Genomic DNA, 25,630 nt, shown 5'->3' with positions numbered 1-25,630 from the left:
CGTTCGCGCCGGGTTAATGCTTGCCCGGCACGAGTCAACGTTCAGTCTTCTTCGGCGGTCGAGCCGGCCCGTTCGGCGTGGCATTGCGGATCCCAGGCCGTACCGGGAAGCAGTTGCCAACGATTCCTGTTGGCAACACCGATATCGATCACCTTGGCCGGATCCACGCAGGGGCTCATCGCCTCGTCCAGCACCAGCAGCCAGCGCTTGTCCGGCGCCTCGGCCACCCACGGGCCGGCGTCGTGCCACTGCTCGGCCCAGGGCCGCTTGAAGCCGAACTCGCGTACCGGGCGGTCAGCCTGCAGCAGGTTCTGCTCGCGCCAGGCGACCAGCGCCAGTTCGGCGTCCGGACCGATCCGTGCGCCGACGCGGCGCATCAGCGCCGATGCCGATGCGTAGGGATCCAGTGCCGGAATCAGCACCAGGCCGTAGAGCATCCACAGCATGCCGTGGGTCAACAGCACCAGTGTCGTGGCGCGGCGCACCCGCAACCAGACGACCAGCGTGGCCAGCGCGATGGCGAAGGTCAGCAGGCCATCACCCAGCACCGGCAGCAGCGCATCGGGCATGGCCCGGCGCTCCAGTTGCGCCAAGGCCCACGGGTGCTCGGTCATCAGCATCACGCCGAGCACGCCGGTGGCCAGCATCAGCACCACGCTGTAGCCGAACAGATAGCGGCGCACGCACAGCCGGCGCAGCAAGCCGGGCAACAACGGCGCACCCGCCAGTGCCATCGCAGGCAGCATCGGCAGCACATAGACCTCGCGCTTGCCCGGGCTGGCGCTGAAGAACACCAGCACCAGCAGCGCCCAGCCCAGCAGCAGCCACTGCCGGCGGTCGCCCCGGCGGATGCGGCGCCACCACGGCTTGAACAGCAGCGGCAGCAGCAGGCTGCCCGGCAGCCATAGGGTCAGGATCACCTGCAGGTAGTACCAGGCCGGTTGGCGATGGTGCCAGGCGTTGGCATAGCGGGTACCGGTCTGCTTGAACAACAGTTCATGCGCGTAGGCCTGCAGTTCGGCGCTGGGCGTGTGCAGCAGCGCCCAGCCCAGCGGGGCAAGCCACACCGACACGCCCAGCAGGAAGGCCGGGATCAGCCACAGCAGCGTTGCCGGGTGGGGGCCGTCCACGCTGCGACCGCGGCGACGCTGGTACAGCCACCAGCCGAACCACGGCAGGACCATCAGCAGCGGCAGGAAACCCACGCCTTTGGTCACCGTGCCGAGGCCAGCGGCGAACCCCGCCAGCCACAAGGCAGCCAGGTTGCGGCGTTCGCACAGGTGGCGCATCAAGCCCCACAGGGCCACCGTGGTCATGCCGACCAGCACCATGTCGATCTGCGCGCGCTTGGCCATCAGGCCAAACTGCAGGGTGCAGAACAGCGCCGCCAGGGCGTACAGGGAATGCCGCGGTGACCACAGTCGGCGTGCCAGATCCGACACCAACCACAGGCTGAGCAGGGCGCCCAGCAGCGACGGCAGCAGGAACGACCACTGCCAGCTGCCGACGATCTCGTAGGCCGCCGCCTGCAGCCACATGAAGACCGGCGGCTTCTCCGCATACAGCTCCACGCCCCGGTGCGGCAGCAGCCATTGCCCGCTTTCGACCATGGTGCGGGCCGCCAGCACGAAGCGCGGCTCGTCCGGTGGCTGCGGCTGCCGAAGGCCGATCCCCGCTGCCAGCGCAGCAACGATCAACAGCCACAACAGGGGCAGGCGCCAACGGCGGGGCAGGGCTACGGGCACGGCAGGCTCCGGGAGCAAAACGGCCATTTTGAGGTGGCGGGGGTTGGAAAAGCGTCAGAGGAGGCCGGGGCGACCGCATTCCGACATGCGCAGCGCTACCATGGTACGAACTTCCGTGGATGTTTCGTGCATGCGTCTGTTGGTGATCGAGGACAACCGCCAGCTGGTGGCCAACCTGTTCGACTACTTCGAGTCGCGCGGGCATGTGCTCGACGTGGCCCCGGACGGCATCACCGGCCTGCACCTGGCCGGCAGCCACCCCTACGACGCGGTGATCCTGGACTGGATGCTGCCACGCATGGAGGGGCCGGAGGTGCTGCGTCGCCTGCGCGCCGAGCACGCTTCGGAGGTGCCGGTGATCATGCTGACCGCGCGCGACGAGCTGCCGGACAAGATCACCGGATTCCGCGCAGGTGCCGACGACTACCTGACCAAGCCGTTCGCCCTGCCCGAGCTGGAAGTTCGGCTGGAGGCGCTGCTGCTGCGTTCGCAGGGCCGAAACCCGCGCAAGCGCCTGCAGGTGGGCGACCTGGTGCTGGACCTGGCGACCCTCGAAGCCCAGCGGGGGGGCAGGTACTCCACCTGTACCCGGCCTGCCGCAAGCTGCTGGAGGTGCTGATGCGTGCCAGCCCCGGTGCGGTCACCCGCCAACAGCTGGAGTTCGCCCTGTGGGGCGATGAGCCACCGGATGGTGACCTGCTGCGCTCGCATGTCTACGAGCTGCGCCGCAGCGTCGACGGTCCGTTTGCCGACAAGCTGATCCACACCCTGCCGCGGGTTGGTTATCGCCTTGCGGTGACCGCGGCCGCCGGTGCAGGCAAGGATGATGATGAAGGCGCGTAGGCCGGGCCCGCTGTACCGGCGCGTGGTGTGGTGGTTGCTGGGCTACCTGGCCCTGCTGTCGATCGCCGTGTTCAGCGTCGGCAACTACGTGCACGAACACGCCGAACATGCCGCCTGGCGCGCGCTGCTCAATTCCGAACTGGACAGCATCGTCGAGCACGTCGAGCATGAGCCGCACTATCGCTGGCAGGATTCGGACACGCTCAGCCTGTACCGCTTCGATGCAGTCAACCTGCCTGACAGCCTGCGTACGCTGCATCCGGGCCTTCACGACGGCGTGATGATCAAAGGCCGGGAGACGGCGGTGATGGTGCGCGAGACCCGGTCGATGGGACGTGTCGCGCTGGCGCTGGACATCTCCGACTTCCATGACCTGGAGCAGTTCGCCACGCGCTGGGTGATGCTGGCCGGGGTGATCATGATCTTCGTCACCGTGCTGATGGCGTCCTTCGGTATGGAACGCATGGTGCGCCCGTTGAGCCTGCTGGCCCAGCACATCGGCGCATTGCGGCCGGGCGTTCAGGGCCAGCGCATCGAGGTCTACCCGCGCGGCAGTTCCGAGCTGCACACCATCGCCGATGCGCTGAACGACTACCTGGACCGCAACGAGCAGTTCGTCGAGCGTGAGCGGGTCTTCATCAGTACCGCCAGCCATGAACTGCGCACGCCGATCGCAGTGATGACCGGTGCAGCCGAGCTGGCGCTGGAGCAACCGGGCCTGCCCGAACGTGCCCGCCAGCAGATGCAGCGGGTCCTGCGCACGGCACAGAGCGTGGAGCAGCTGATCGAGCTGCTGCTGGTGCTGGCGCGTGATCCTGCGCGCCTGGCCGCGCGTGCCGAGCGCATCGCACTGGACCAGCTGCTGCCGGAGATCGTCGACGACCATCGACACCTGCTCGGCGACAAGGACCTGAGCATCGGTATCCAGGCCGCGCCGGTGGATATCGTCGCGCCGCTGGCGGTGGTGCAGGCAGCGATCGGCAACCTGCTGCGCAATGCCATCGAAAACAGCGGCCGCGGCCATATCGAGCTGCAGCTGAGTTCGTCGGCGGTACTGACGCTGCAGGACCCCGGGCATGGGATGAGCCCGGAGGAGATCGCGGCGATCCACGCGCGCATGGCCCGCGGTGAGCGTGCCGATCGAGGCAGTGGCATCGGCCTGGACCTGATCGCGCGGCTGTGCGAGCACCTGGGCTGGACGCTGCAGTTGCAGCCCTGCCAACCGCGCGGGACGCGTGTCACCCTGGACTTCGGCGCTTCGCGCCCCGCCTGATCGGACGGCCGACCTGCTTCGCGCTGCGGCATGACCCGGCGTGAAGACAGTGTTAATCTCGACCTGCGCCGCTTCATGCGGCGCTTTTTTTTCCCGCTCTTTCGATCGACAGAGGATCCCATGCCGACCGAACCCGCTACTGCCCTGATCAGCAACGATATCGTTGGACTGGGCCTGATTGCCGCCACCCTGGCCCTGATCTTCTGGGCCGCCAGTGGTCCGACCCCGCTGTTGAAGAAGATCTTCGCCTGGGTGCCGGCACTGCTGCTGTGCTATTTCATCCCCGCCATCTACAACACCGCCGGTGTCATCGATGGCCACAACACCTCGCTGTACAACCCGGTCGCGCGTGACGTGCTGCTGCCGGCCGCGCTGGTCCTGCTGACGCTGTCGATCGACCTCAAGGGCGTCATCAAGCTGGGGCCGAAGCTGTTGCTTGTGTTCTGTGCCGGTACCGCTGGCATCATGCTCGGTGCGATCGTCTCCTTCCAGCTGATGAAGCTGATCCATCCGGAAACGGTGGCCGGTGATACCTGGGCCGGCATGGCCGCACTGGCCGGCAGCTGGATCGGTGGCGGCGCCAACATGGTCGCCATGCGTGAGGTGTTCGGCACCGATGCCACCACCTTCGGCCAGTTCGCCGTGGTCGACGTGGCCTGCGCCAGCCTGTGGATGGCGATCCTGCTGTTCCTGGCCAACCGCGCGCAGCAGATCGACACCCGCAACGGGGCCGATACGCGCGCCATCGACGAGATGAAGGCACGCATCAGCGCCTACGAGGCACAGAACGCGCGCATTCCCAGCATGACCGACCTGATGGTGATCGTCGGCGTGGCACTGGGTGGCGTCGGCCTGGCCCACGCCATCGCCGCACCGCTGTCGGGCTGGTTCAAGGCCAACGTCAGCTGGGCCAGCCAGTTCAGCCTGGACAGCCAGTTCGTGTGGGTGATCCTGCTGTCCACGGCGATGGGGCTGGGCCTGAGCTTCACCCGTGCGCGCCGGCTGGAAGCCGCAGGCGCTTCGCGGTTGGGCACGGTGTTCCTGTACTTCCTGATCGCCTGCATCGGCATGCAGATGAACCTGCTGTCGCTGCTGGATCGGCCGTGGCTGTTCCTGCTCGGCGCGATCTGGATGGCCACGCATGTGCTGGTGCTGTGGGTGGTGGCCAAGCTGCTGCGCGCGCCGCTGTTCTTCTTCGCGATAGGTTCGCAGGGCAACATCGGGGCGGCCGCCTCGGCACCCGTGGTAGCCGCGGCCTTCCATCCGACGCTGGCGCCGGTGGGGGTGCTGCTGGGTACGGTGGGCTATGCCACCGGTACCGGGTTGGCTTATGTCACCGGCCTGATCCTGAAGTGGATGGCCGGCGCCTGAGTTCTGACCGGACGATCCTGTTGCGGGTTCGCGGCGTGCGCCGCGAACCCGCTCTGCCCGTGTAGAGCCGAGCCCGCGCTCGGCATTCTTTCAAAGAAGGGGTCAGATCCGTTTCCCGGAGGAAACGGATCTGACCCCGGACACCATTCGATCAGCGGCGGTCTTCATCCACGCATGGCGTGAATCTACTGAAGGCCGCTGCAGCGCTGTCGAACCCGAGCCTCAACAGCAGCGGCCACCATTGCGCCCGCCGTAGCGCGCTTCCTGGCGCTCGCGGAAGAACGTCTTGTAGTCCATCGGCTCCTGGTCCGGATGCTTTTCCAGCATATGCCGGACGTAGTTGTCGTAATCAGGAATGCCACAGCACAGTCGTGCGGTCTGCACCAGGCGCCGCCAGATGCGGCGGTGCGCCTGGTACTGGCCGGCGGGAACCAGTTGCGTACTCATCACAGATCCACCATTTCATGCGGCTTCAGCGCCACGTAAGGGGTCTCGCGGTCGCTGCGCTGCGGATTGCGGCGTGCCGCCAGGATGGTCTTGATCGAATACACCAGGACTGCGCCCACCACCAGCAGGAACAGCGCGGTCAGGCCGGTATTGACGTAGGCGTTGACCACGATCTGCTTCATCTGCGCCACCGACTTGGCCGGCGCCGTGATCGTGTCGCTGGCGAGCGCGGCCTGGAACTTGTGTGCCTGTGCCAGGAAACCCTGCGCCGGGTTGCTGTCGAAGATCTTGATGAAGCCGGCATAGGTGGTGCAGATCAGCAGCCACACCGCCGGTACCGCAGTGACCCACGCATAGCGGTCGCGCTTCATCTTGAACAGCACTACCGTGCCCAGCATCAGTGCGATACCGGCCAGCATCTGGTTGGAGATGCCGAACAACGGCCACAGGGTCTGGATGCCGCCGAACGGATCGACCACACCGGTGTAGAGCAGGTAGCCCCACAGCGCCACGCAGCCGGCGGTACCGATGATGTTGGCGGTCCACGACTCGGTCTTCTTCAGCGCCGGCACGAAGTTGCCCAGCAGGTCCTGCAGCATGAAGCGTCCAGCACGGGTGCCGGCGTCCACCGCGGTCAGGATGAACAATGCTTCGAACAGGATCGCGAAGTGGTACCAGAACGCCATCATTGCGTCGCTGCCACTGGGGATTGCTTCGTGCAGGATCTGCGCGATGCCCACCGCCAGTGTCGGCGCGCCACCTGCACGATGCAGGATGGTCGGCTCGCCGATCGCCGCCGCGGTCGCGGTCAGCTGCTCCGGCGTGATGGTGAAGCCCCAGGTGTTGGTGATGTAGTGCGCCGCCGACGCAGCATCGGCACCGATCACCGCGGCCGGGCTGTTCATCGCGAAGTAGATGCCCGGGTCGATGATCGATGCGGCCACCAGTGCCATCACCGCCACGAACGATTCCATCAGCATGCCGCCGTAGCCGATGTAGCGCATGTGCGCTTCATTGGCCAGCAGCTTCGGCGTGGTGCCGGAGGAAATCAGCGCATGGAAACCAGAGACCGCACCGCAGGCGATGGTGATGAACAGGAACGGGAACATGCCGCCCTTCCACACCGGGCCGTCGCCACTGGCGGCGAACTGGGTCAGCGCCGGCATCTTCAGTTCCGGCATCACGATCAGGATGCCGACGGCCAGCGCGATGATCGTGCCGATCTTGAGGAAGGTCGACAGGTAGTCGCGCGGGGCCAGCAACAGCCACACCGGCAGCACCGATGCGACGAAGCCGTAGCCGATCAGCATCCAGGTGATCTGGGTGCCAGTGAACGTGAACGCCGGGCCCCACACCGGGTCGGCGGCGACCTTGCCGCCGTACCAGATCGCGGCCAGCAGCAGGATCAGGCCGACCACCGAGATCTCGCCGATCTTGCCGGGGCGGATATAGCGCATGTACACGCCCATCAGGATGGCGATAGGCATCGTCGCGATTACCGTGAACATGCCCCACGGGCTTTCGGCCAGCGCCTTGACCACCACCATCGCCAGCACCGCCAGGATGATGATCATGATCAGGAACGCACCGAACAACGCGATGGTGCCGGGTACCTGGCCCATCTCTTCTCGTACCAGGTCGCCCAGCGAACGGCCGTTGCGACGGCTGGACAGGAACAGCACCATGAAGTCCTGCACCGCACCGGCCAGCACCACGCCCACCACCAGCCACAGCAGTCCAGGCAGGTAGCCCATCTGCGCGGCCAGGACCGGGCCGACCAGCGGGCCGGCGCCGGCGATGGCGGCGAAGTGGTGGCCGAACAATACGTGCTTGTTGGTGGGCACGTAGTCCAGGCCATCGTTGTTGATCACCGCCGGCGTGGCCCGGGTCGGATCGAGCTGCATCACCTTGTTGGCGATGAACAGGCTGTAGAAGCGGTAGGCCACCAGGTACAGCGACACCGCGGCGACGACGATCCACAGCGCATTGATGTGTTCGCCGCGGCGCAGGGCCACGGTGCCCAGACAGAAGGCGCCGAGCAGGGCGAGGACCGCCCAGCCTATTTTGGAAAACCCTTTCATGAGGTGCTCTCTCCCGGAAAGACAGTCAAAGAGTCCCGCGTGCCCTCGACAGGGTCAATTGGCACAGGACGAATCGGCGGTAGTACTTTGGTCGTACGCTTGTTGTGCTGACGTGCAGCGAACATCAGGGATGGAACAATCGGTTGCGGCGCCGTCCATTGGCGTGTGGCCGTGCGGCGTCCATCTTCAGTGGCATCCATCCAACAGGAGTCGCCATGAGCTTTCCCGAACCGGTCCGCGTGCTGCGGACCATCCGTGGCATGCCCACCTCCGACGGTGCCGGCGTGCGCCTGACCCGCGTCATCGGTGGCCCGACGCTGCCCGACCTCGATCCGTTCCTGCTGCTCGATGAATTCGGCACCGACCGCGCCGAGGACTACATCGCCGGTTTCCCGGAGCATCCGCACCGCGGATTCGAGACCGTCACCTACATGCTCGACGGGCGCATGCGGCATCGCGACAACCATGGCAACGAAGGCCTGCTGACCCCGGGCAGCGTGCAGTGGATGACCGCTGGCCGTGGCCTGGTGCATTCGGAGATGCCCGAGCAGGAGAGCGGGCAGATGCGCGGTTTCCAGCTGTGGGTGAATCTGCCGGCGAAGGAGAAGATGACCGAGCCGAAGTACCAGGAGTTCGCGCCTGAGCGGATTCCGGTGGTGCACCCGGAAGCGGGCGTGGAGGTGAAGGTGATTGCTGGCACGGTCGATGGCACCCGCGGCCCGATCGTGCAACCGGCCACCGACCCGCTCTACCTCGACATCACGCTGGCGCCCGACCGTGCCTGGACCTATGCGCTGCCGGAAGGGCACAACGCCTTTGCGTACGTATTCGAAGGTGGCGTGACCGTGGTGAGCAGGACGCCGCGCGCGACGTCGCCCGCCAGGAACTGGCGGTGCTGGGCGGTGGCGAGCAGTTGCACATCTCGGCCGGCAATGAAGGCGCGCGCCTGATCCTGGTGGCCGGCCGTCCGCTGCGCGAACCGGTGATGCGCCACGGGCCGTTCGTGATGAACACGCGGCAGGAACTGATGCAGGCCTTCGTCGATTTCCAGGAAGGCAAGTTCTGACGTAGTACCGGCCGCTGGCCGGCAACTGCCTCGCATGGAGGCGGATCGGGGTGCCGGCCAGCGACCGGCACAACCGTTGGATGGGGTCGCGCTGCGGGGATGCTGCCAGGCAGTCATCCCCGTCATCCTCAGCGCCCGGCGGCCACGGCCGACGGGGTCAGGCTCATGCCCTGCGCCAGCTGTTGCAGTGACCCCAGCTCCTGCGCGCTGTCCGGATACAGCGAAATCTGCGCGTAACGCCCCTTGTCGAGCTTGACCACGCTGATGCGCCGTTCGGCATACCCGGCGGTTGCTGGCCGCCCAGGTCGGGCTGGTACCAGTACAGCGATTCACCGCCGAAGCTGCCTTTTTCCTGCCGCAGCGAGCGGTTCAGCGGAATGGACGGGTCACGCGCGCTGAGCATCAGGCTCAGCACTTCGCGGCCATCAGGGGTGCTGGCGCGGCAGACCAGGAAATCGGCCTGCACCTGCTGCTGCCACTGCAGACCGCTGCTGGCCGGCAGCGAAGGACATTCGGACGGCGCCTGCGCGGCGGCGTGGGCCGCAGCGAAAAGCAGGCTCGACAACATGACAGGCACGAACTTCATGCATCCCCCAAGGTGATGAATTGGTTGGCTTCGCCAGCAGAGCCGGCGACCATGGCATCCCATCCCCGGACGCCCCCCATCCGGCATGTGCACGGACGGTCAACTCAACCTTAACGGAACGTGAGCAATCGCACAATTCGCGGTTGCAAGCGCAACCATTGCGGCCGAGGGTCGGCCGCAATGGTTGCTGCGGGGATCAGCGGTCGTTGCCGATCCACTTGTAGATCAGGCCGCCAATCGCGCCACCCAGCAACGGGGCGACCCAGAACAGCCACAACTGGCTGACCGCACCGCTGCCGGCGAAGAAGGCAACGGCCGTGGAGCGGGCCGGGTTCACCGAGGTGTTGGTGACCGGGATGCTGATCAGGTGGATCAGGGTCAGCGACAGGCCGATCGCCAGCGGGGCGAACCCGGCCGGTGCCTTGCCGTGGGTGGAGCCCATGATCACGATCAGGAACACCGCGGTCAGGACCACTTCGCACAGGAAGGCCGCAGCCACGCTGTAACCACCGGGCGACAGCGCGCCATAGCCATTGCTGGCGAACGCTCCGGCCTGGCTGCCATCGATGGCGAAGCCGCTGGCGCCGGAGGCGATCTGCAGCAGGATGAAGCCGGCCAGCAGGCCGCCCGCAACCTGGGCGATGATGTACGGCACCAGGTCCTTGGTCGGGAAACGACCACTGGCCCACAGGCCGACGCTGACCGCCGGATTGAAGTGCGCACCGGAGATATGGCCGAACGCATAGGCGCCGGTCACCACGGTCAGGCCGAAGGCGAGCGCCACGCCGAGGAAGCCGATACCCAGCGGATTGCCGTCACCACCGAACTTGGCGGCCAGCACTGCACTGCCACAGCCACCCAGAACCAGCCAGAACGTGCCGAGGAACTCGGCGGACAAGCGTTTACCCATGCTCATGTGTTGCACTCCTTTGACGGTCGAAAGTGTGATTTATGTCACATTTCAATGATCAGCGGGTGACTGTAGCGTCAACGCCGGGTGCAGGAATACACCCTCGGATGTGTGCAACACGCGATGCTCAGTACTGCGGCAGCGGGATGAACTCCTTGTCGTCGCCGGGGATGGTGCCGAAGCGACCGGCTTCCCAATCGTGCTTCGCCTGCTCGATACGCTCTTTCGAGCTGGACACGAAGTTCCACCACAGGTGGCGCGGGCCATCCAGCGGCTCGCCACCGAACAGCATCGCCTTCACCGGTGTCTTTGCGCGCAGGCGGCCGCGTGCGCCGGCTTCGGGGATGACCAGGTGCTGTGCGGGAATGTCCACGCCATCCAACTGCGCGTCGCCCTCAAGGATGTACAACGCGCGCTCGCGGTGACCGTCGTCGATGTCGATTTCCGCGTCCGGGTCCAGATCGATCGCCACATTGAGCGTATCGGCGAACACTTTCACCGGCGATTCCTCGCCATAGGCGCGGCCAGCGATCACCCGAAGCCAGGCACCCTTGCGGCGCTGCTCGGGCAGGGTGGCAGCGGCATGGTGATAGAACGCCGGCTCGATTTCCTCATGCGACTTCGGCAACGCGACCCAGGTCTGCATGCCGTGGATCGGGTTGTCATGGTCGCGGTCCGATTGTGGCGTGCGTTCGGAATGGGCGATGCCGCGGCCGGCGGTCATCCAGTTGACGTCACCGGGACGAATCACCTGATCCGAGCCCAGGGTGTCGCGGTGGCCGATGGCGCCCGACCACAGATAGGTAACCGTGGCCAGGCCGATGTGCGGATGCGGGCGCACGTCGATGGCGGTGCCGGGGTGCATCAGTGCCGGGCCCATCTGGTCGACGAACACGAACGAGCCGATGCTGCGCGCCTGCAGGGTGGGGACGGCGCGGCGGACTTCGAGGCCGCCGATGTCGTGCACGCGCGGGGCGATGATGGTGGTCATGCGGGCGTTCTCGCTGGCAGGGATCAGGTGGTCAGCATCGCATGCGGCTGTGACGGGGACATGCCTCGTATGGGTAACAGGGTGTTCCAGCCAACGGCGCAGCCCCTCGTGGCTGGTTGCTTGGTCGCTGAAGGCAGAAGCAAAAGCAGAAACCGCGCTTGGCCGGGCGGGTGGGTGGCGCAGGACACGCCGTAAACCCGTCCATGGGGGCTCGATGGCGCCATCCATGGCGCCAACGGTCCTGCGCAACCCACCCGCCCGACCTCTGACAGTTTCCGTGTGCGTCCAGCCACGGAGAAGAAAATAGAAAATCAAACGCCGGTCGCTTCGCTGTTGGTGTCGACCAAGGTCGACACCCGCCAGTTCGTAATGATCCGTGCTGAACAAGGTCGACACCTACAGCCATCGCAGTTCACCCACCGTCACCGGGAAACTGTCAGGGGTGGGGCGGAGTCGGGTTGCGGGGTGTCTGATCTGGCCCCCGTCAGCGGACGCCAAGAAGCGATACTTTGATCGCACTTGGAGGTCCCTTATGTCCCGTATCACCCGTCGTAGCTATACCGATGAGTTCAAGCACCAAGCCGTGGAGTTGGCCGAGTCGCTCGGGCCTGCCGCAGCAGCCCGTCAGCTGGAGATGTCGGTCAAGACGCTGGCAAATTGGCTTGACGCGGTCCGTGCTGGCCGGTCTCTGACCTCTGAGGCTCGCAGGCCAACCACCGACCTGGAAAGCGAGATCAGCCGCCTTCGGGCCGAGAACGCCAATCTGAAGATGGAGCGGGAAATCCTAAAAAAAGCGGCGGCGTTCTTTGCCAGAGAGTCCAAGTGAGGTACGCCTTCGTCGCCAGTCAAAGGACTCACTACCCGACCAGGTTGTTGTGTCGGGTTCTTGGGGTTTCTGTCTCTGGATTCCATGATTACCTGCGTCGGCAATGTGCCCAAGCGTGCGATGCCGATTCGGCCCTGCGTACCGAGCTTCGGGCCATTCATGTGACCAGCAAGCGCAGTTATGGGCGACGTCGGCTGGTCAGGGCCTTACGAGCCAGGAATCATCCAGTCGGCCACAAGCGCGTGGCACGGTTAATGGCCGAGGAGCGAATCCAGGGCAAGACCAAAGGCCGATTCCGACCCAAGTCCTCCGGCGGCTCATCTCAGCTCGCCCCCAACCTGCTGGATCGGCAATTTGCCCCCGGAACCGGACCGACGGCGTGGGTCGGGGATATCACGTATGTCCCCACCCGCCAGGGATGGCTGCATCTGGCCGTGGTCATCAGCGTCCAGACCCGGCAGGTGCTGGGCTACAGCGTTTCCAAGCGTCTGACTGAAGAGCTGGTGGTGAAAGCATTTGCCAATGCCTGGGCTCTGCATCCACAACGACCCGGCCTGATCTTCCATTCAGATCGTGGTGGGCAGTACTGGGGGAACGAGTTTCGCCAGCTGCTGCAGTCCCATGACGTGGTCCAAAGCATGAGCCGGCCTGGCAATTGCTGGGACAACGCGGTGGCCGAGAGCTTCTTTGCGACGCTCAAGACAGAAGAGGCTGCCGAGCCTTACGCCAGTAGGGAACAAGCCAGCCAGTGCATCGCTGCTTACATCCACGGCTTCTACAATCCAGCCCGGCTACACTCGGCGCTGGGCTACCACTCGCCTAACAACTACGCCCGGCAGCTCCGGGCTGCCGCCTGAAACGGCTTCATGGCGTCCGTTTTCAGGGGGCCAGATCAATCCGCGGCATGGATGCCGCGGCCAAGCCCCCAAAGACGGGTTTACGGCGTCCCCGCAACCCGACACCGCCCCGCCCAACAAACAGAAAAGCCAGAGCCGGCTGTTGCTCTGGCTCTGGCTCTGGCTCTGGGTTTGGCTTTTGCTTCGGCGGTTGCCTCTGCGGGTACCGGGCCGCAGGCCCGGCCGATCAACTCAAACCACTGGTTCGCGCAGGGCGGGGTTGTCCCAGCCCGGGCGCGGGGCGAAACGGTCGCCGTGGCGCTGCTGCAGCGCCTTCAACCGCTCGACGATCGCATCGGCACCGACCGCACGGATGTGCTGGATCGGACCGCCGCGGAACGGGGCGAAACCGGTGCCGAAGATCACGCCGGCATCCAGCAGGTCCGCATCGGCCACCACGCCTTCGTGCAGGCACGCCACTGCCTCGTTCAACAGCGGCAGGATCAGGCGGTCTTCCAGGTCGGCCGGGGCCTGGTAGTCGCTGGCCACGTCCGGCTTCTTCGGCTTGCCGTTTTCCCAGGTGTAGATGCCCTGGCCATCCTTCTTGCCACGCTTGTCCGGTTCCACCGTCTGCAGCGCGGCCGGAATCTGCAGGCCCAGGAACGGTGCCAGTTCGCGGCCGACTCCGGCGGCCACGTCCAGGCCGACGGTATCGATCAGTTCGATCGGGCCCATCGGCATGCCGAACTTCACTGCGGCCTTGTCGATCACCGGGCCCGGGACGCCTTCGGCGTAGGCGGTGGCCGCTTCCAGCATGTACGGGAACAGCACGCGGTTGACCAGGAAGCCCGGACTGCCGGCCACCGGCACCGGGAACTTGCCCAGCGCCTTGCAGAACGCGGCCAGGCGGCGCTCGGTCTCCGGCGCCATGCCATCGTGGTGGATGATTTCCACCAGCGGCATCTGCGCTACCGGGTTGAAGTAGTGCAGGCCGGCGAACTGCGCCGGGCGCTGGATGTGATCGCGCAGTTCCACCAGTGGGATCGACGAGGTATTGGTGGTCAGCAGGGCGTCCTGCTTCATCTTCGGTTCCAGCGTCTGGTACAGCGCACGCTTGGCTTCCGGGTTCTCGATGATCGCCTCGATCACCAGATCCGCTTCGGCAACCCCATTGCCTTCCAGGTCGGCACGCAGGCGTGCGGCCACGGCGGGGCGCTTGCTTTCGTCGCGCACCTTCTTGGCGAACAGCGCCTGCGCGCGTTCCATGGCCGGGTCGATGAAGCGCTGCTCGCGGTCCTGCAGGGTCACCTCGAAGCCCTTGTAAGCGGCCCACGCGGCGATGTCGCCGCCCATCACGCCGGCGCCGACCACGTGCACGTGACGGATGCCGGAATCACCACTGCCCAGGCCCTTCAGTCGCTCGGTGAGGAAGAAGATACGGATCAGATTGCGCGCGGTCGGTGTACTGGCCAGCTTGACCACGGCGCGCCGCTCGGCGTCCAGGCGGGCCTGGATGGGCTTGCCGCCACTGCGTTGCCAGGTGCTGATCAGCGCGTACGGCGCCGGGTACTGGTCCTTCTTCGCCTTGCGTGCGACCTGCTTGACCATCTGCGGCGCCAGCAGCCTGCGTGCCAGCCAGGTGTTGGTGGCCCATGCCGTCGCGCGCTGCTTGAACGGGCGGGTGGTGCCGGACAGCGCCAGCGCGACGGCGGTGTCGAGCACCACCGCTGGCGCCACCACCTTGTCGACCAGGCCGATGCCACGCGCGGCCGAGGCCGACAGGGTGCGGCCGGTCAGCATCAAGTCCATTGCCGCCGGCGCGCCCACCAACTGCGGCAGGCGGGCGCTGCCGCCCCAGCCCGGGAAGATGCCAAGCTGGGTTTCCGGCAGGCCGATGCGGGTGCTGCTGTCATTGGACGCCACGCGGTAGCGGCAGGCCAGCGCCAGTTCGGTGCCGCCTCCCAGGCAGTGGCCGTGGATCGCCGCAACGGTGGGGCAGGGCAGCTCGGCCAGCTTCTGATAGGTGGCCTGGCCACGACGGATCGCGTCATTGACGGTGCCGCGACGGTCGAATTCCTGGAACTCCTTCAGGTCGGCACCGGCAATGAAGCCGGCCTTCTTCAGCGACTGGACCACCACGCCCTTGGGTGGGTCCAGCGCGATGCGCTCAAGCAGGTCGCCCAGCTCCAGCAGCACGTCCTGCGACATCGCGTTGACGCTGCTGTCCTGACGATCCAGGGAGAGAACCACCACGCCGTCGTCGCGGATCTCGGGGTGCCAGTGGCTGAAGCGGAGACCATCGAAGCCTGAAAGCATGGACGTTCCATCCGGTTGTGTATGGAGAAGCGGCTATGATCCAGAGGTTGTTTCCCTCGCGTCAAATCCCAATAGCAGGGGAGTGGCGCCCCCGGATCCATGGCCGTGGACCGGGACGCTAACGGAACGGTGGTTAAAAGCTGGTGCGGCGCCAGGTGATCGGCGACTGAACTTTTCCCGGGATTGGCAGTCTCATTGCCCGACGTCGGTTGGGCTGACAGGAGTGCGGCCCCTCATGGCCGAGGTTGATACACCACAGGAGCTGGATCTGGAACTGGTCCGGCGCGTGCAGCACGGCGAGAGTGCCGCCTTCGATGTCCTGGTGCGCAAGTACCAGCATCGGGTGGTGGCCCTCGTCGGTCGCTACATCGCCGACTGGAGCGAATGTCAGGACGTCGCCCAGGACACTTTCATCCGTGCCTACCGCGCGATCGGGAGTTTCCGTGGCGATGCCCAGTTCTCAACCTGGTTGCATCGAATCGCCGTGAATACCGCCAAAAACTACCTGGCTTCACACAATCGACGGCCGCCGACCGATGACATCGACATCGGCGATGCCGAACAGTTCGACAGTGGTACGCGCCTGCGTGACACCGACACGCCCGAACGCGAGTTGATGCGCCAGGAGCTGGAACAGACGGTGATGAAGGCCGTCAACGCGCTGCCGGAAGAACTCCGGTCAGCGATCACCCTGCGCGAGGTGGAAGGCCTGAGCTACGAGGATATCGCGCAGAAGATGGGGTGCCCGATCGGCACGGTGCGTTCACGGATCTTCCGGGCGCGCGAGGCGATCGACACCGAACTCCGGCCGCTGCTGGACATCGGCAGCGCCACCCGTGAGAAGAGCCGCGTATGACCAGTAACCCGTTCAACGAATCGCAGAACCATCAATCGCCCGCCGGGCAGCGCCTGGACCAGCGCCATCGCGAGCAGCTGTCGGCCCTGGTCGATGGCGAGCTGGGCGCCGATGAAGCGCGTTTCCTGCTGCGCCGGATGGAGCACGACCCCGAGCTGGCCGGTTGCCAGGAGCGCTGGCAGCTGCTGGGCGACGTGATGCGCGGGCAGGCGTCGGCACTGGCTCCGGCCGGGTTCAGTGCCGCCGTGGCTGCCGCCATCGCGGCCGAGCCGACGCCGCAGGCCGAGCCGCGTCGCCAGGTACGTCGCAGTGGCTGGCGGGCCTGGGGCGGCGGCGCGGCTCTGGCCGCATCGGTTGCTGCGGTCGCCCTGTTCATGGGGGGCGAGAAGCTGAAGGAGGCCACTCCCGGCGAGCCATTGGCCCCCAGGTGATCGCCAGCCAGGCGGAACTGCCGCCGGCGCCGACCTCGCCGGCCCCGGTGACTGAAGCATCGGTGGATACCGCCGCGATGGCCGTGGCGGCGGCGCCGGCTGTGGCGATGGCTGCTACCAGCCGTCGCCAGGACGCCCGCCGCGCCAGTGCAACCCGCAGCCAGCAGGCCGCGCGTGCCGCCCAGCGCGATGACGCTCCGCAGCGCGCCATCGCCGCCGTGCAGGCACCGCTGGCTCCGACCGTACCGGCCAACGCCAACCGCAACCTGCCATTCGGCGAGGTCGGCGGGCTGCAGGCCCGGCCGTGGCCGCGCTCCAGCCTGGCGCCGACCGCAGGTGGCGCGCTCAATGCCAGTTTCCCGGCCCGCGCCGGCGGTGCCGCGTTCTACCCGTTCGAGCCGCGCCTGCAGGACGACCTGCCGGTGCCGCCGCGCCCGCGCGACTGAGCCGGGCGCCTTCACGCCCCGCCGTCGGCGGGGCCCGTATTCCTCTTTCCATCCGACCCGGAGGTTGCCGTCCGATGACTCCCCGACTTCGCACGCAGGCCATTGGCCTGCTGGCTCTGACCCTTCCCCTGGTGGCCTGCGCGCAGGCGCCGGCGCCTGCCGCCCCGGCCCAGCCTGCGCCGGCCGCGGCGCCGCGGGCGCCTGCACAACCGCTGGTCAGCGGCCTGCCCGACTTCACCAACCTGGTCGAACAGGTCGGCCCGGGCGTGGTCAACGTCGACACCACCATCGTCCGCAACAACCGCCAGGCCTCGCGCGGCCCGATGGGCGACGATGACATGCCCGAGTTCTTCCGCCGCTTCTTCGGCCCTGACTTCCCGATGCCGGGGCAGGGGCCGGGTGGGCAGGATGGCGGTCCCAGCATCAAGGGGCGTGGCATGGGATCGGGCTTCATCATCTCGCCCGATGGCTATGTACTGACCAACTACCACGTGGTGGCCGACGCCAGCGAGGTGAAGGTCAAACTGGGCGACAGCCGCGAGTTCACCGCCAAGGTGGTGGGCAGCGACCAGCAGTACGACGTGGCCCTGCTCAAGATCGATGGCAAGAACCTGCCCACCGTGCGCGTGGGTGATTCCAACACCCTGAAGCCGGGCCAATGGGTTGTCGCGATCGGCTCGCCGTTCGGCCTCGACCATTCCGTTACCGCCGGCGTGGTCAGCGCCGTCGGTCGCAGTACGGGGGGGCCTGACCAGCGCTACGTGCCGTTCATCCAGACCGACGTGGCGATCAACCAGGGCAATTCCGGCGGTCCGCTGCTGAACACCCGCGGCGAAGTGGTCGGCATCAACTCGCAGATCTTCTCGGCCTCCGGCGGCTACATGGGCATCAGCTTCGCGATCCCGATCGACCTGGCGATGAGCGCGGTCGAGCAGATCAAGAAGAGCGGCAAGGTCACCCGCGGCCAGCTCGGCGCGGTGGTCGAACCGATCGATTCGCTGAAGGCGCAGGGACTGGGCCTGCCGGACAGCCGCGGCGCGCTGGTCAACCAGATCGTGGCCGGCAGTGCGGCCGCCAAGGCCGGCGTGCAGGTGGGCGATGTCATCCGCTCGGTCAACGGCAGCGCGGTCAACAGCTGGTCCGACCTGCCGCCGCTGATCGGTGCGATGGCGCCGGGCAGCAAGGTGAACCTGGTGGTTTACCGCGACGGCAAGCCGCATGAGCTCAGTGCCACGCTGACCGCACTGAGCGAGGACGGGCAGGGCAATGCCCGCGGGCCGTCGGCTGGCGCTGGCGAGGCGGCTCCGCAGACCGGTGCCAACGCCCTGCTGGGGCTGGACGTCAGCGACCTGAACGCGGCCCAGCGCAAGCAGCTGGGGCTCAACGGCAATGAAGGCGTGCGCATCACCGGGGTCAAGGGCCAGGCAGCACGCGATGCCGGCCTGTCGCCGGGCATGGTGATCCTGCAGGTCGGCCGCACTGCGGTCGGCAGCGTGGATGCCCTGAACCGGGCGTTGTCCAGCTTCAAGAAGGACGACGTGGTGATGCTGCTGGTCCGCACGGCCAACGGCAACAGCGCCTTCGTGGCGGTGAAGGCCGGCCAGTAAGGCCCCTGCCAGGGCCGCTTCGGCGGCGCCGGCGCCGCCCCCGAAGCCCCGCCCCGGCGGGGCTTCGTCCGTTCTGGACCCGGTCCGATGAGGCAGTTTTCGCGGCCGGGCGCCGGGCGTGCGATAATCGACCGTTACCCTGACGACGCCGCGCGCCGCCGCCACCTATGTCTTCTGATTCGATGCGGAACATCCGCAACTTCTCCATCATCGCCCATGTCGACCACGGCAAGTCCACGCTGGCCGACCGCATCATCCAGCTCTGTGGTGGCCTGCAGGCCCGCGAGATGGAAGCGCAGGTGCTCGACTCCAATCCCATCGAGCGCGAGCGTGGCATCACGATCAAGGCGCAATCGGTGTCACTGCCGTACTTGGCCAAGGACGGGCAGACCTATCACCTGAACTTCATCGACACCCCCGGCCACGTCGACTTCTCCTATGAAGTCAGCCGCTCGCTGGCCGCCTGCGAAGGCGCGCTGCTGGTGGTCGATGCGGCGCAGGGCGTGGAAGCGCAGTCGGTGGCCAACTGCTATACCGCAGTGGAGCAGGGCCTGGAAGTGGTGCCGGTGATCAACAAGATCGACCTGCCCACCGCCGACATCGAGCGCGCCAAGGCCGAGATCGAGGCCGTGATCGGCATCGACGCCTCCGACGCCGTGCCGGTCAGTGCCAAGACCGGCCTCAACGTGCAGGACGTGCTGGAGGCGATCGTCCATCGCATCCCGCCGCCGGTGCCGCGCGACACCGACAAGCTGCAGGCGCTGATCATCGACTCGTGGTTCGACAACTACCTGGGCGTGGTCTCGCTGGTGCGCGTGATGCAGGGCGAGATCAAGGCCGGTGACAAGCTGCAGGTGATGTCGACCGGCCGCAACCACCAGGTCGACAACGTCGGCGTGTTCACTCCCAAGCGCAAGGTGCTGCCGGCGCTGCGTGCCGGTGAAGTGGGCTGGGTCACCGCCAGCATCAAGGACGTGCATGGTGCGCCGGTCGGCGACACCCTCACCCTGGCCGGCGATCCGGCGCCGAAGCCGCTGCCGGGCTTCCAGGAAATGCAGCCGCGCGTGTTCGCCGGCCTGTTCCCGGTCGATGCCGAAGACTATCCGGACCTGCGCGAAGCGCTGGACAAGCTGCGCCTGAACGATGCCGCGCTGCGTTTCGAGCCGGAAAGCTCCGAAGCGATGGGCTTCGGCTTCCGCTGCGGCTTCCTGGGCATGCTGCACATGGAGATCGTGCAGGAGCGCCTGGAACGCGAATACAACCTGGACCTGATCAGCACCGCGCCGACGGTGGTGTATGAGGTCCTGAAGACCGACGGCTCGGTCATCAACATGGACAACCCGGCCAAGCTGCCGCCGGTGAACCAGGTCGAGGAGATCCGCGAGCCGATCATCCGCGCCAACGTGCTCACTCCCGAGGAGTACATCGGCAACATCATCAAGCTGTGCGAAGAAAAGCGCGGAAGCCAGATCGGCATCAACTACCTGGGCAGCCAGGTGCAGATCAGCTACGAGCTGCCGATGGCCGAGGTGGTACTGGACTTCTTCGACAAGCTCAAGTCGGTCAGCCGTGGCTATGCCTCGCTGGATTACCACTTCGTGCGCTTCGACGCGGGCCCGTTCGTGCGCGTTGACGTGCTGATCAACGGTGACAAGGTCGACGCACTGTCGCTGATCGTGCACCGCAGCCACGCCGACCGCCGCGGCCGCGAGCTGTGCGAGAAGATGAAGGACCTGATCCCCCGCCAGATGTTCGACGTGGCCATCCAGGCTGCCGTCGGCTCGCAGATCATCGCCCGCACCACGGTCAAGGCGATGCGCAAGAACGTGCTGGCCAAGTGCTATGGTGGCGACGTCTCGCGCAAGAAGAAGCTTCTGGAAAAGCAGAAGGAAGGCAAGAAGCGCATGAAGCAGGTCGGCCGCGTGGAGATCCCGCAGGAAGCGTTCCTGGCCGTGCTGCAGATGGACAACAAGTAAGCCCGCACCGGCCTCGCGGGGCCGGTCGTCTGGTGACGTTGCAAAGGACCCTGAATGAAACTGTTTGAGATCCTCCTGGTCGTGCTGACCCTGGCCTCGGGCCTGATCCTGCTCGCCGACAAGCTGTACCTCGCCAAGCGCCGCGCCCAGCGCGCGGGCCTGCTCGACACCGAGCCGGTGCTGGTGGACTACTCGCGTGCATTCTTCCCGGTGCTGGCGATCGTGCTGATCGTGCGCAGTTTCATCGCCGAGCCGTACAAGATCCCGTCCAGCTCGATGATGCCGAACCTGCTGATCGGCGATTTCATCCTGGTCAACAAGTTTTCCTACGGCCTGCGCCTGCCGATCAGCAACACCAAGATCGTCCCCTTCGGCGAGCCGTCGCGCGGCGACGTGGTGGTGTTCCACTTCCCCGGCCACAGCGACAACGATCCGGCCAAGGGCGAGAACTTCATCAAGCGCGTGATCGGCGTGCCGGGTGACACCGTGGTCTTCGAAGGCGACGGCGTGATCCTCAATGGCGAACCGCTGAAGTACGACAACAAGGGCATCTATGCCGGGCACAAGGGCCAGGGCGAGGGCGCCAACCTGCTGGTCGAGCACCTGCCGGGCCGTACCCATACCGTGCTGGAGACCGACTATCCGCGTGGCCAGGGCCAGTGGACCGTACCGGCCGGCAAGTACCTGGTGATGGGCGACAATCGTGACAATAGCGACGATGGCCGCTTCTGGGGCCTGCTGCCGGAAGAAAACCTGCGCGGCAAGGCCTTCCTGATCTGGCTGAACTGCCAGGGCTGGTTCTGCAAGGATGGCTTCGAGCCGTCGCGGATCGGCTCGAGCATCAACTGAGTACCTTCACATCCAACGCGTATCTGGGGAGAACGCAATGAAGACGATGAACACGCAGCGTGGCATGACCCTGACCTCGTTCCTGGCGGTCCTGATCGTGGTGGGTTTCTTCCTTTACATCGGCATGAAGCTGTTCCCGATGTACCAGGAGTATTACGCGGTGCGCTCGGCGATGAAGAGCCTGGCCAAGGAGCCGGGCGTGGGCAGCATGGAGCCGGCCCGGATCCAGGATCTGTTCTTCAAGCGCCTGTACATCAATTACTCGGAAAACGTGAAGCCGGCCAACGTGAAGTTCGACCGTCGCGACAATGGCTGGACCCTCAAGGTCAACTACGAAGTGCGCCGTCCGCTGGTCGGCAACCTGGACGTGGTTGGCAAATTCGATTCATCCCAGGACCTGACTCGAAGCGGTGCCGAATAAACCTTTCCAACGTGGTGACCTGATCGGTCATCCCTTCCGCGACCCGGCGCTGCTCAAGCAGGCGCTGACGCATCGTAGCGCCGGTGCGCCACACAACGAGCGCCTGGAATTCCTGGGCGACAGCATCGTCAACATGATGGCGGCCGAGGCGTTGTACCGACGCTGGCCCAAGGCTGACGAGGGCGCGATGACCCGTGCCCGCGCCGAACTGGTGCGTGAGGGCGCGCTGGCGGTGATTGGACGTAGCCTGGAGCTGGGCGAGCGGCTGATCCTGGGCCCGGGCGAAATGAAGTCCGGTGGCCACCGTCGTGATTCGATCCTGGCCGACGCGGTGGAAGCCGTGGTGGCTGCGATCTACCTGGATGCCGGTTTCGAGGCCTGCCGGGCGGTGGTACTGCCCTGGTTCAGCGCTTCGATCGAGGCACTGCCGGCCTCCGGCCGGCCCGAGAAGGACCCCAAGACCCGCCTGCAGGAATGGCTGCAGGCCCGACAGAAGGCGTTGCCGCAGTATGAACTGGTGTCAGAATCCGGTGACGACCACGCCAAGCATTTCCGGGTACGCTGCAACGTAGCCGACCCGGCCGCCAGCACCGAGGGCGAAGGCGCCTCGCGGCGGCTTGCCGAACAACAGGCGGCTGCGGCCGTCCTAGAACAACTGGATTCCAAGTGAGCGAACAAACTCCCCATCATTGCGGCAGCGTGGCCGTCATCGGCCGCCCGAACGTGGGCAAGTCGACCCTGACCAATGCTCTGGTCGGCGCCAAGGTCAGCATCGTCTCCAACCGTCCGCAGACCACGCGCCATCGCCTGCTGGGCATCGCCACCTATCCGGAAGGCCAGCTGGTGCTGGTCGACACCCCCGGCCTGCACAAGGTGCAGAAGCGGGCGATGAACCGGGTGATGAACCGCGCCGCGCGTGGCTCGCTGGAAGGCGTCGATGCCGGCCTGCTGGTGATCGAAGCCGGTCGCTGGGATGAAGAGGACAGCCTGGCGTTCAACGTGCTGCGCGACGCCGGCATCCCGGTGGTGCTGGTGGTCAACAAGATCGATCGCCTGAAGGAAAAGGGCGCGTTGCTGCCGTTCCTGCAGCAGGTGACCGAGGGTCGCGACTTCGCCGCCGTGCATCCGATCTCCGCGCAGAAGCGCAATGGCCTGGAAGCGCTGGTGCGCGACGTGCTGAAGCTGCTGCCGGAAGCCCCGCCGATGTTCGGCGAGGATGAGATCACCGACCGCAGCCAGCGTTTCCTGGCCGGTGAACTGGTGCGTGAGCAGCTGATGCGCCAGCTCGGCGAGGAACTGCCCTACGCCACCACTGTCGAGATCGAGCGCTTCACCGAGGACGGCAACCTGCTGCGCATCGGTGCGGTGATCTGGGTCGAGCGTGAAGGCCAGAAGGCCATCGTGATCGGCAAGGGCGGCGCCCGCCTGAAGGAGATCGGCGCCAAGTCCCGCCTGCAGATGGAGCGTCTGTTCGGGGCCAAGGTGTTCCTGGAAACCTGGGTGCGCGTGCGTGAAGGCTGGTCCGACGACGAGGCCGCGCTGAAGGCCTTCGGTTACGAGTAAGGCGTTGTAGTCGCTTCGATGATGATCGAGGACGACACCGGCTTCGTGCTGCACGCACGGGCCTACCGCGAGACCAGCCTGCTGGTCGAAGTGTTGAGCGCACAGCATGGCCGTATTGGGCTGCTTGCGCGTGGCGTGTCCACTGCCAAGGGCCAGGTGCTGCGCGCCGCCCTGCAGCCGTTGCAGTGGATCCGCTTCAGTGCCCAGCAGCGGGGGGAACTGGCCCAGCTGCGTAGCGCCGAGGCGCTGGATGCCGCGCCACGCCTGGTCGGGCAGGCCATGCTGGCCGGTTTCTACCTGAGCGAACTGACCCTGCGCCTGGCCCCGCGCCAGGACCCGCTGCCGGAGCTGTACCTCGCCTACGGCGAGGCGCGTGCGCGGCTGGCGGTGGGCGCTGGCCTGGCCTGGACCCTGCGCCGTTTCGAACGCGAGCTGCTGTCTGCGCTGGGCCTGGGTTTCGAGCTGGACAGTGCCAGCGATGGCCAGCCGATCGATCCGGCGGCGCGCTACGAACTGGACCCGCAGGAGGGTGCGCAGCGCCTGCTGAGCGAGCGCGGCGGGAGCGCCGGGCAGCCGCCACCGGGTCGGCGCTGTTGGCGCTGGCGGCTGACGAAGAGCCGGATGCCGCCGATCTGGCCAGCCTGCGCCTGCCGATGCGGCGGGTGCTGGCCCATCACCTGGGGCCGCGCGGCCTGAAGTCCTGGGAAATGCTCGAGCAGCTGGCGCCCCGCAGGTAGGAGGTGTTGAGCAGGGCTTGCAGCCCTGCACCTGCCGAGGCCAAAGCAACAGCAACAGCGTGCATTCCGTGGGATGGCGGGGTGGGTCCGGTTGAGAGGGGCGCTGCAAGTACCCCTCCGGGGCCCGGCCCAGCCGCCAGCGGCTGTGCGTTCGGGCGCTTGCGAAGCAGTGCTTCGCAAACAAAGCGCCCTCACCCATGTAAGCTCGGTCGCCGCTTGCTCGTGTGCGCTGTCCTGCGCACACGGCAAGACCGGGGTTGGGCGTCCTGCCCAACCCGCCCGAGGCATGCCTCGGGCCCATGCGGCTCACGCCCCCTCAACCGGCCCCACCCCGCCTTCGACAGATTCTTGCGAGCTGTCGGACATGCCGACGGGGTCAGATCCGTTTTCTTTCGGAAAACGGATCTGACCCCAGTTTGAATTTCGATATCTGACAGATGTGTCGACCAAGGTCGACACCTACCAACAGCCGAGTGAACCTGTCGAAGGCGGGGCGGTATCGGAGGGCGGGGTGTCAGCCGCATGGATGCGGCTGCCAAGCCCCCATGGACGGGTTTACGGCGTCCCCGCACTCCGATACCGCCCCGCCAACCCACGGGATGCCAGCTTTTGCTTTTGCTGTTGCCTTGGCTTGAAGCATCTGCGGGTGCAGGGCGCAGCCCTGCCGAGCAACCCTCAGTGCAGCAGGGCAGCCACCGCGTCGCGGAACCCCGCCTGGGCCTGCCCGGACTCGGGCGCATGATGCAGCTGGCGCACCGCCCGTCCCAACCGTGCCGCCCCACGAAGCCACAGCTGGCCTGCAATCGGTGCAACTGGCTGCGCAACTGGCGCTCGTCGTGCTGGTCGACCGCCTGCTCGACCGCGTCGCGCACGCCCGGCAACTCGGCCAGGAACAGTTCGCGCAGTGCGATCAGGTGGTTGCGCTGGCCATTGAGCGCTGCCAGGGCTGCGGTCTCGTCCCAGTCCTGTACGGCCAGTTCGACCGCGGCCGGGGCCTGTGCCACGAAGATCCCCGCCGGGCTGTTGACCAGCGCTCGGCGCACGGCCTTCAGCAGCTGGTCGCGGCCCAGTGGCTTGACCAGGGTGTCGCTGAAACCAGCTTCGCGCAGGCGGGCGTGAATGGAGGCATCGCCGTCGGCGGTATGTGCCAGCGCCGGCGTGTCGGGATGTGAACGGCGCAACTCACGCAACAGCTGCGCGCCATTGCCGTCCGGCAGGTTGACGTCGATCAGCCACAGGTCATGCGAGCCGGGCTCGGCACTGGCCAGGGCACTGGCCAGCGAATCTGCGGTGTCCACATCCGCCGGTAACGTTTCCAACGCCGCCTTGAAAAAACCGCGGCTGATGATGTCGTCCTCGACAAGCAGGAAGCGGGGCCGTGCGGCCCGCGGGGTCATCTGCATCAGGGCTGCCTCCATGTCAGCTGTCCCAATCATCAAGCACGGCGGCCACG

At 66.4% G+C, this 25,630-nt stretch carries 17 protein-coding genes and 6 pseudogenes; 15 read left to right on the top strand and 8 right to left on the bottom strand.

Going from position 1 to position 25,630, the window contains the following annotated elements:
- Positions 1-41: 41 nt before the first annotated feature.
- On the bottom strand, positions 42-1,745 hold the full coding sequence (locus tag DL544_RS15485) for an ArnT family glycosyltransferase (protein WP_065179476.1): 1,704 nt from the start codon (positions 1,743-1,745) through the stop codon (positions 42-44).
- Positions 1,746-1,875: 130 nt separating this feature from the next.
- Here DL544_RS15485 and DL544_RS15480 point away from each other — a divergent pair.
- The 3 genes and pseudogenes from DL544_RS15480 (at position 1,876) to DL544_RS15470 (ending at position 5,232) form a co-directional block, all read left to right on the top strand.
- Positions 1,876-2,588: pseudogene (locus DL544_RS15480) on the top strand (response regulator transcription factor).
- Positions 2,575-3,861, top strand: a complete 1,287-nt coding sequence (locus tag DL544_RS15475; RefSeq protein WP_139727489.1) for a sensor histidine kinase — start codon at positions 2,575-2,577, stop codon at positions 3,859-3,861. Before DL544_RS15480 ends, DL544_RS15475 begins: the two are co-directional and overlap by 14 nt.
- A 120-nt stretch (positions 3,862-3,981) precedes the next feature.
- Positions 3,982-5,232 (top strand): DUF819 family protein, encoded by a 1,251-nt coding sequence (locus DL544_RS15470; RefSeq protein ID WP_005418276.1) that lies wholly within the window; start codon positions 3,982-3,984, stop codon positions 5,230-5,232.
- A gap of 222 nt (positions 5,233-5,454) precedes the next feature.
- On the opposite strand, the gene DL544_RS15465 is transcribed toward DL544_RS15470, so the two are convergent.
- Positions 5,455-5,679: a YbdD/YjiX family protein gene (locus DL544_RS15465; protein WP_005410613.1), complete on the bottom strand. Its 225-nt coding sequence runs from the start codon at positions 5,677-5,679 to the stop codon at positions 5,455-5,457.
- Positions 5,679-7,760 carry a carbon starvation CstA family protein gene (locus DL544_RS15460; protein WP_005418274.1) on the bottom strand — a complete coding sequence of 694 codons (2,082 nt, stop codon included), beginning with the start codon at positions 7,758-7,760 and terminating at the stop codon, positions 5,679-5,681. Before DL544_RS15460 ends, DL544_RS15465 begins: the two co-directional genes overlap by 1 nt.
- A gap of 215 nt (positions 7,761-7,975) precedes the next feature.
- Here DL544_RS15460 and DL544_RS15450 point away from each other — a divergent pair.
- A pseudogene (locus DL544_RS15450) lies at positions 7,976-8,826 on the top strand (pirin family protein).
- 128 nt (positions 8,827-8,954) lie between these two features.
- Here the strand turns inward: DL544_RS15450 and DL544_RS15445 are convergent.
- From DL544_RS15445 to DL544_RS15435, 3 genes and pseudogenes are all read right to left on the bottom strand, one after another.
- Positions 8,955-9,412: pseudogene (locus DL544_RS15445) on the bottom strand (hypothetical protein).
- Between the two features lie 196 nt (positions 9,413-9,608).
- On the bottom strand, positions 9,609-10,328 hold the full coding sequence (gene aqpZ, locus DL544_RS15440; protein WP_139727487.1) for an aquaporin Z: 720 nt from the start codon (positions 10,326-10,328) through the stop codon (positions 9,609-9,611).
- Positions 10,329-10,449: 121 nt separating this feature from the next.
- The gene (locus tag DL544_RS15435; RefSeq protein ID WP_005418267.1) at positions 10,450-11,313 is read right to left on the bottom strand and encodes a pirin family protein; all 864 of its coding nucleotides are present in this window, start codon (positions 11,311-11,313) and stop codon (positions 10,450-10,452) included.
- Between the two features lie 532 nt (positions 11,314-11,845).
- Between DL544_RS15435 and DL544_RS15430 the strand changes: the two genes are divergently transcribed.
- Positions 11,846-12,139 (top strand): transposase, encoded by a 294-nt coding sequence (locus DL544_RS15430; RefSeq protein ID WP_032954795.1) that lies wholly within the window; start codon positions 11,846-11,848, stop codon positions 12,137-12,139.
- Entirely contained in the window at positions 12,136-12,996 is an 861-nt protein-coding gene (locus DL544_RS15425; protein WP_065185370.1) for an IS3 family transposase, read from the top strand. Before DL544_RS15430 ends, DL544_RS15425 begins: the two co-directional genes overlap by 4 nt.
- Positions 12,997-13,227: 231 nt before the next feature.
- Here the strand turns inward: DL544_RS15425 and DL544_RS15420 are convergent, their stop codons facing one another.
- The gene (locus tag DL544_RS15420) at positions 13,228-15,291 is read right to left on the bottom strand and encodes a 3-hydroxyacyl-CoA dehydrogenase NAD-binding domain-containing protein (RefSeq protein ID WP_005418265.1); all 2,064 of its coding nucleotides are present in this window, start codon (positions 15,289-15,291) and stop codon (positions 13,228-13,230) included.
- Positions 15,292-15,526: 235 nt separating this feature from the next.
- On the opposite strand from DL544_RS15420, the gene rpoE reads away from it, so the two are divergent.
- The 9 genes and pseudogenes from rpoE to recO all read left to right on the top strand — a co-directional run bounded on the left by rpoE (position 15,527) and on the right by recO (position 24,177).
- Complete coding sequence (gene rpoE / locus DL544_RS15415) at positions 15,527-16,147, top strand: RNA polymerase sigma factor RpoE (protein ID WP_005418256.1); 621 nt, start codon at positions 15,527-15,529, stop codon at positions 16,145-16,147.
- Positions 16,144-17,024, top strand: a pseudogene (locus tag DL544_RS22550) (sigma-E factor negative regulatory protein). The gene rpoE and the pseudogene DL544_RS22550 overlap by 4 nt, the downstream one beginning before the upstream one ends.
- 74 nt (positions 17,025-17,098) lie before the next feature.
- Complete coding sequence (locus DL544_RS15405; protein ID WP_065185459.1) at positions 17,099-18,631, top strand: DegQ family serine endoprotease; 1,533 nt, start codon at positions 17,099-17,101, stop codon at positions 18,629-18,631.
- 182 nt (positions 18,632-18,813) lie between these two features.
- Complete coding sequence (lepA, locus tag DL544_RS15400) at positions 18,814-20,607, top strand: translation elongation factor 4 (protein WP_005418237.1); 1,794 nt, start codon at positions 18,814-18,816, stop codon at positions 20,605-20,607.
- Between the two features lie 54 nt (positions 20,608-20,661).
- Positions 20,662-21,456, top strand: a complete 795-nt coding sequence (gene lepB / locus DL544_RS15395; RefSeq protein WP_005418234.1) for a signal peptidase I — start codon at positions 20,662-20,664, stop codon at positions 21,454-21,456.
- Between the two features lie 37 nt (positions 21,457-21,493).
- The gene (locus tag DL544_RS15390) at positions 21,494-21,877 is read left to right on the top strand and encodes a DUF4845 domain-containing protein (RefSeq protein WP_014038086.1); all 384 of its coding nucleotides are present in this window, start codon (positions 21,494-21,496) and stop codon (positions 21,875-21,877) included.
- Positions 21,867-22,547 (top strand): ribonuclease III, encoded by a 681-nt coding sequence (gene rnc, locus DL544_RS15385; RefSeq protein ID WP_005418230.1) that lies wholly within the window; start codon positions 21,867-21,869, stop codon positions 22,545-22,547. The genes DL544_RS15390 and rnc overlap by 11 nt, the downstream gene beginning before the upstream one ends.
- Positions 22,544-23,440, top strand: a complete 897-nt coding sequence (gene era, locus DL544_RS15380; RefSeq protein WP_005410599.1) for a GTPase Era — start codon at positions 22,544-22,546, stop codon at positions 23,438-23,440. Before rnc ends, era begins: the two co-directional genes overlap by 4 nt.
- 18 nt (positions 23,441-23,458) lie before the next feature.
- Positions 23,459-24,177: pseudogene (gene recO / locus DL544_RS15375) on the top strand (DNA repair protein RecO).
- Between the two features lie 675 nt (positions 24,178-24,852).
- On the opposite strand, the pseudogene DL544_RS15365 reads toward recO, so the two are convergent.
- Positions 24,853-25,580 (bottom strand): annotated as a pseudogene (locus DL544_RS15365) (Hpt domain-containing protein).
- Positions 25,581-25,630 lie beyond the last annotated feature (50 nt).

It is taken from the genome of Stenotrophomonas sp. pho, assembly GCF_006228405.1.
GTDB classification, from domain to species: Bacteria; Pseudomonadota; Gammaproteobacteria; order Xanthomonadales; family Xanthomonadaceae; genus Stenotrophomonas; species Stenotrophomonas sepilia.
Note: the sequence above shows the minus strand (reverse complement) of the source record. Positions and strands in the feature narration are given on the sequence as shown.